Origin of the sequence: Microseira sp. BLCC-F43 (genome assembly GCF_041929235.1) — a bacterium.
Classification (GTDB): domain Bacteria; phylum Cyanobacteriota; class Cyanobacteriia; order Cyanobacteriales; family Aerosakkonemataceae; genus Microseira.
Window position 1 is genome coordinate 1 of the sequence record NZ_JBHFNP010000292.1, and the last position, 4,939, is coordinate 4,939.

Here is a 4,939-nt window from a genome sequence, read left to right on the forward strand (position 1 = left end):
TCGCACGTTCCGAAAGATTGAGAATGAGAGAATTAACCCAACAAGGAATTCGCCAGACCAAATTTTTAAGACTCTATTGCACCTACACCGTTGCAGGTGCTGAAGAAACCAAAACAACCGACTTTGTAGAAAAGCTCATGCTTCAAGGGCAGAAAACTTGGCATCAGTTTACCGGACAAATCCACGCCGTGAGATTTCAACGCATCGAAATCATACTGAAAGATAGCTTTCATTCAGGATTTCTGTTGTGGGAGCAAACTTTATCTAACAATATTAGTAAACCATCTAGTTTTAGAACCGATGCTAAATTGCTTGTCTTTGCTTTGCGGTCTTTAAGCAGCGAAGCAGATGCGGCAATTCTTGCTTTAAGTGCTTATGCAGCTGCCCTCCGCCGCGCCCTTAGTTCAAAAGCTAGTATCTTTTTTCTAGATGAAGCTCCTATTTTATTCCAGTTTGAAGCAATTTCTGAACTGATTGGAAGGCTGTGTGCGAATGGGGCTAAGGCAGGGATTCGAGTTATTTTATCTGCCCAAGAACCCGATAGTATCTATCAAAGTAAAGCCGCTCCTAAAATCTTTGCCAACCTCACCACCCGCCTCATCGGTCGGATTCAAACCTCGGCGATCGAACCGTTTATCAAATATTTCAAATCCCCTCCAGAACTTATCTCGCGAAATTCTACAGAATCCTTTTTTCCTAAGAAAGAAGGCATCTATTCTCAATGGTTGCTGGATGAAAATAGCAAGTTTACCTTTTGTCGATATTATCCCGCTCATTGCTTGCTGGCTGCTGTTGCTAACAACCCAGATGAGCAAGAGTTGAGAACCTTATACCTTAACAAATATAAAGATGACCCACTCACCGGACTGGTGAGATTTTCAGAGATATACGTCCAGATGATTAAAGGAGAACCCCTGACAGGGGAAGCTGCTGGACTGCTAAAAGCAGCCCAGGAACAAGCGAAATTAAAACATTTACATAAAGTGGCTTAATTGCCACATTTGTTAGGAGGATAAGTCGATGAAATCTCGAACTAAAATTATAGCGATCGCACTCAGCCTCGGATTAATTGTAACTGCCCCACCTCCCAGTCAAGCCAAGGGATTCGATTTCGGCAGTAACAATCCCTTGAGCAAGCTTTGGGAACAGTTTACCAGCTACTTTAATCAGATTCAAGAACACTTGCAATCTGCTGCGGAAAAATTTGGAGAAGGCTTGCAAGCTGACATCCAAGCGGCGATGGAACAAGCAATGGGCGATTTAAATATCCCCGGTCTTGAAGAAAGCAAACAAGCGGTGGAAGAAAGCATTGCTGCCAAAGGAGATGCAACCGAACGCAACGATGTAGTCGCCGCCGCCACCAATGGGGAAAAGATTTGGCGAACCATTGTTGAAGCAACGGTTGCCGCAGGTACTGGGCCAGAAGGACAGCAACGCACTCAAGAACAAATTGAGCTAACTAAGCAATCTGTTGAGGCGACCCAACAGTTAGGGGAACAGGCTCAAAATGCCGTTTCAACTCAAGATGTTCTAAAAAATATTGCCAATCAGATGCCTCAAATTGCCTCGACGTTAGGACAAATGCGTTCTGACAACTTAATGGGTCAATTCAATACCCTGCAAACCAACGCCATGTTGAAGCAAATCGATGAAAAACAAGCCAAACAACAGGCAACCAATCGCCTGCATCTGAATCGCCTCACCTCGTACAACATGGAACTTACCGGCTGGACAATGCAAGCCATTAAAATCGGTTCCAATCCCAATCAATAAACCTTAATTGTTAACCGTTAACTGCTATGTGCAGTTAGCGGTTACTGCGTGGAGGGTTCAATGAAAACTCCCATCCTCATCGCCGATTTTGCCGCAGGCGACCTGTTAGAAAATGCCGCCGGAGGTGGTTCGTTAGTCGCACAAGGTTTTGACGAACTGTGGCAAAACACCCTCAACGGCGGACTCTATGCCGCCTTGTGTCGGGTTGGCATTTTATTCGCTGTCGGTTCGTTGGTTTTATTCATTGTGCAGTGGGGGAAGCAAATGCTTAACGGCGATGAAACTAGAGCTGTTTCAGAATTAATTTGGCCTCTGGTTGTCGGACTTTTACTGAGCAATAACGGTACGATTCTCGCTCAAAGCACCCTCGTATTGCGCGATTACATCAATTCCGTCAAGTCCTGAAGTCAGGATAAACCAAAATATAACACTTTCACCGAAAAGCCAACAAACTTATCAACTTCCTAAGCTTGAACCAAGTTCTCCAGGCCAAAAAATTTTACAAGTTACAAGTGGATCAAATAGTTTATCAATCAGGTTTAGATCTGGCTCATTTTGCTGTGATAGTAGAGGAAACAGAAGATGTCCTGTCCCATATTCTTTAGATTTAGGAACTGAATGTCTTTGTAGTGGACAGGGAGTTGGAAATATTTGTGAAGAATCAGAAAATAAGGAGAGTCCTAAAATGTTAAATAGACGAAATTTGCTACCCCTCAAGCTGATTGTAACCCTAATAAGTTGTATTTTGATTTTTCAGCTTCCAGTAAAAGCACTGACAAAGCAAGACTTTTATTCTCTACTTCCAGCTTATGAAAAAGCTAGATTAAGATACAGCCTAGCTCGTGACTTATTCCAACTCGGCCAAAATTATGAAGAAATATACTGGATGGAACAATATAATTTTTATCCGGAAAGATTAGAAAATATTCTTAATGAATATGAGCGGGCAGCCCGAAATAAACCTCGCTCATACTGCTTACCAGCTTTAGAATTGTATCACAAATATAATACAGTTAACTCATCAGTCCCATTTGTGGGCGGATTAGATACTTCAATGTGGTCTTCTGACATCTAGGATAATTTGATAGTTTATTGTGGAAGATTTGACATATATTATAATCCTAATCAACCAATGTAATCTGACTTTTAGAAACAACTATTTTTGCGGAATAACAATTCAATAACTTTGGGGATATACTAATTTCTATACATTGTTTAAACCATCGATCCACTTCTTCTGGATTATTATCGAAACGACGTGCATCTGGAAGCTGTGGAAATTGAGCGGGTGCTGATAAGTATGAAAACAAAACTAAAGTAGTTATAAACGCTGCAATATAGTTATTTAATAACATTTTCACCTCCAGCGGGCATCTGCGATTTTAGAAATCCATCATGAATTGTAGTTACTTTTAACCTGATGTGCAATCGACACCGCAAGTAATTAAACCATCCCAAACAGAACAACCCGCACTCTCTCAAACGGCTATCGATCCAGGTCAACCAACAAACCTCCCTCAAGCGACTGAAGAAATGGTTAGAGGTATCAATATTAACCAATTTGCCCAAGCCATTGAAATGGTTGAAAGTACGGCGGGTCTGCGGGGGATGGGGATGCGGTTGGCGCGATTCAGTGTCAGTCCTCTTGTGCAGCGCCTTTGGGCCGGTTTGGGTTGAGGAGCGATCGCACAGATGTACAAGCTATCCTCAACCAAACCCCAGGCGGACAAGAAATCCTGTCAAAAATTGCCAACAAAGAAACCGTCGCAAAAGAAGCGCTACTCGCAGCATTTCCCCTGGATCAACAACGTCAAATCTGGGAATCAGACATCAAAAATATCGTCGAACAAGCCGAACAAAACTTATCGGGAACACCCTTACTCGAACGAGTCGGTCAAATCTTTTTCGGTGGCAAGGCAACTGATCGGCATTCACCATCGACAAGACGAATTGACTGATTTTGCCAATCCCCTAATGGAATTTACCATCGGAAAAAATGACTCTTTTGCTATTAAAACCCCACCCAAGGGTATGCTACCAGCTGAGAAAGAAGAATTTCTCATGGTTGGCGATCGCCTTGAGTCAGGTTTACCAGATCCTAAAACAGATTTGAGAGATTTAGCTGCGGCGCTTGGATCTCTCGCCCCTGCTGGTACTCTTTCCACGTTAGAAAGCTTTCGCCAAACAGAAGCGTTGGGTTTGCTCAATCAAATTCTAGAAAAGGCTAAAACTGATGAAATTCAGGTTGGAGATTATTTGATTAGTCGCAGGCGGAATCTGGAGGATGGGAAAGGGCAACTGTGTTTAGAAAAAGGCGATCGCGATCTAGTTAAATATCCGGTAGATAAAACTCCACAAGGATTAATTAAACAAGTGGATAAACTCAACCTTACACAGTGGGATTGGCAGCCAATTCAATTTATTGCTAAAAATACAAAATCTCTCAACTCCCTCGATGGTAGCCTAGTCGGTTCTATTGGGAATAAAGATAGTTTACCTTTTGTTTCTCAAATCCAAGTTCCTCTCCACCCTGATCTTAAAAAAGCTTGGGAATATCTCAATCAGCATGGCTGTCCTGTTAATACTCAAGAAGAAAACGACCGCATTAAAGCTACTTTGGAACACTCAAAAGGGCGGTTAAGTGTTGCTGAACAACGAGAGCTTTATTACAAATGTTTTTTGCATCATCACGAGCTAATGTCTGCTCCTAATCCTATACATTTACCATCAATTCAAGAGGTAATGAAGGATTTAGATCGATGGCGGAAACAGGCAATATCTGCACATTATACTCCTATTCAACATCTGGCGATAAATCGAGAGAAAGTTGCTGATACTCAAGCGGAAATCGCCTTGTAGATTGCTTGTGCCGTCAGGATGATGGCTGGAAGATCAAGTTGCCGTTCTACGATTCTATCAACGACTGCACCCACTGAAAATCGCTATCGCTCAACGGTGGAACAGGTTGCACTGAATAATCGATTGCAAAATCTAGCGCCGCCTCGTGATAAACCTGTCCCAAAACCTCAGATAAATTCACAACAGGTTCTTCATCTCCTGGCTGCAAAGGAAGCAAGAATTGGGGAATTGATTCGCGCAGATTAAACGGGTAGAGTTCAGCTTCAGGACGCAGATTAGCCCGACTGACAAGAATGCGGTAGTTCGA

General features: G+C 42.6%; 8 protein-coding genes and 1 pseudogene. 7 read left to right on the plus strand and 2 right to left on the minus strand.

Annotated features, from left to right (window positions below; all coding sequences use genetic code 11):
• From ACE1CM_RS39095 to ACE1CM_RS39110, 4 genes and pseudogenes are all read left to right on the plus strand, one after another.
• Positions 1 to 992: pseudogene (locus ACE1CM_RS39095) on the plus strand (hypothetical protein); the annotation flags it as partial.
• A gap of 28 nt (positions 993 to 1,020) precedes the next feature.
• Positions 1,021 to 1,773: a hypothetical protein gene (locus tag ACE1CM_RS39100; RefSeq protein ID WP_374884367.1), complete on the plus strand. Its 753-nt coding sequence runs from the start codon at positions 1,021 to 1,023 to the stop codon at positions 1,771 to 1,773.
• A 60-nt stretch (positions 1,774 to 1,833) separates the two neighbouring features.
• Positions 1,834 to 2,178: a hypothetical protein gene (locus tag ACE1CM_RS39105; protein WP_374884369.1), complete on the plus strand. Its 345-nt coding sequence runs from the start codon at positions 1,834 to 1,836 to the stop codon at positions 2,176 to 2,178.
• Positions 2,179 to 2,458: 280 nt separating this feature from the next.
• Complete coding sequence (locus tag ACE1CM_RS39110) at positions 2,459 to 2,848, plus strand: hypothetical protein (protein WP_374884370.1); 390 nt, start codon at positions 2,459 to 2,461, stop codon at positions 2,846 to 2,848.
• Between the two features lie 46 nt (positions 2,849 to 2,894).
• On the opposite strand, the gene ACE1CM_RS39115 is transcribed toward ACE1CM_RS39110, so the two are convergent.
• Entirely contained in the window at positions 2,895 to 3,128 is a 234-nt protein-coding gene (locus ACE1CM_RS39115; protein ID WP_374884372.1) for a hypothetical protein, read from the minus strand.
• Positions 3,129 to 3,195: 67 nt separating this feature from the next.
• Between ACE1CM_RS39115 and ACE1CM_RS39120 the strand changes: the two genes are divergently transcribed.
• From ACE1CM_RS39120 to ACE1CM_RS39130, 3 genes are read left to right on the plus strand one after another with little or no spacing between them, the layout of a single operon-like run.
• Positions 3,196 to 3,450 carry a hypothetical protein gene (locus ACE1CM_RS39120; protein WP_374884374.1) on the plus strand — a complete coding sequence of 85 codons (255 nt, stop codon included), beginning with the start codon at positions 3,196 to 3,198 and terminating at the stop codon, positions 3,448 to 3,450.
• On the plus strand, positions 3,447 to 3,731 hold the full coding sequence (locus ACE1CM_RS39125; protein WP_374884376.1) for a hypothetical protein: 285 nt from the start codon (positions 3,447 to 3,449) through the stop codon (positions 3,729 to 3,731). The genes ACE1CM_RS39120 and ACE1CM_RS39125 overlap by 4 nt, the downstream gene beginning before the upstream one ends.
• The gene (locus ACE1CM_RS39130; protein WP_374884377.1) at positions 3,682 to 4,632 is read left to right on the plus strand and encodes a hypothetical protein; all 951 of its coding nucleotides are present in this window, start codon (positions 3,682 to 3,684) and stop codon (positions 4,630 to 4,632) included. The genes ACE1CM_RS39125 and ACE1CM_RS39130 overlap by 50 nt, the downstream gene beginning before the upstream one ends.
• Before the next feature lie 46 nt (positions 4,633 to 4,678).
• Here ACE1CM_RS39130 and ACE1CM_RS39135 read toward each other — a convergent pair.
• Positions 4,679 to 4,939: DUF4058 family protein (locus ACE1CM_RS39135; protein WP_374884379.1), on the minus strand; the 261-nt coding region annotated here is incomplete at its 5' end.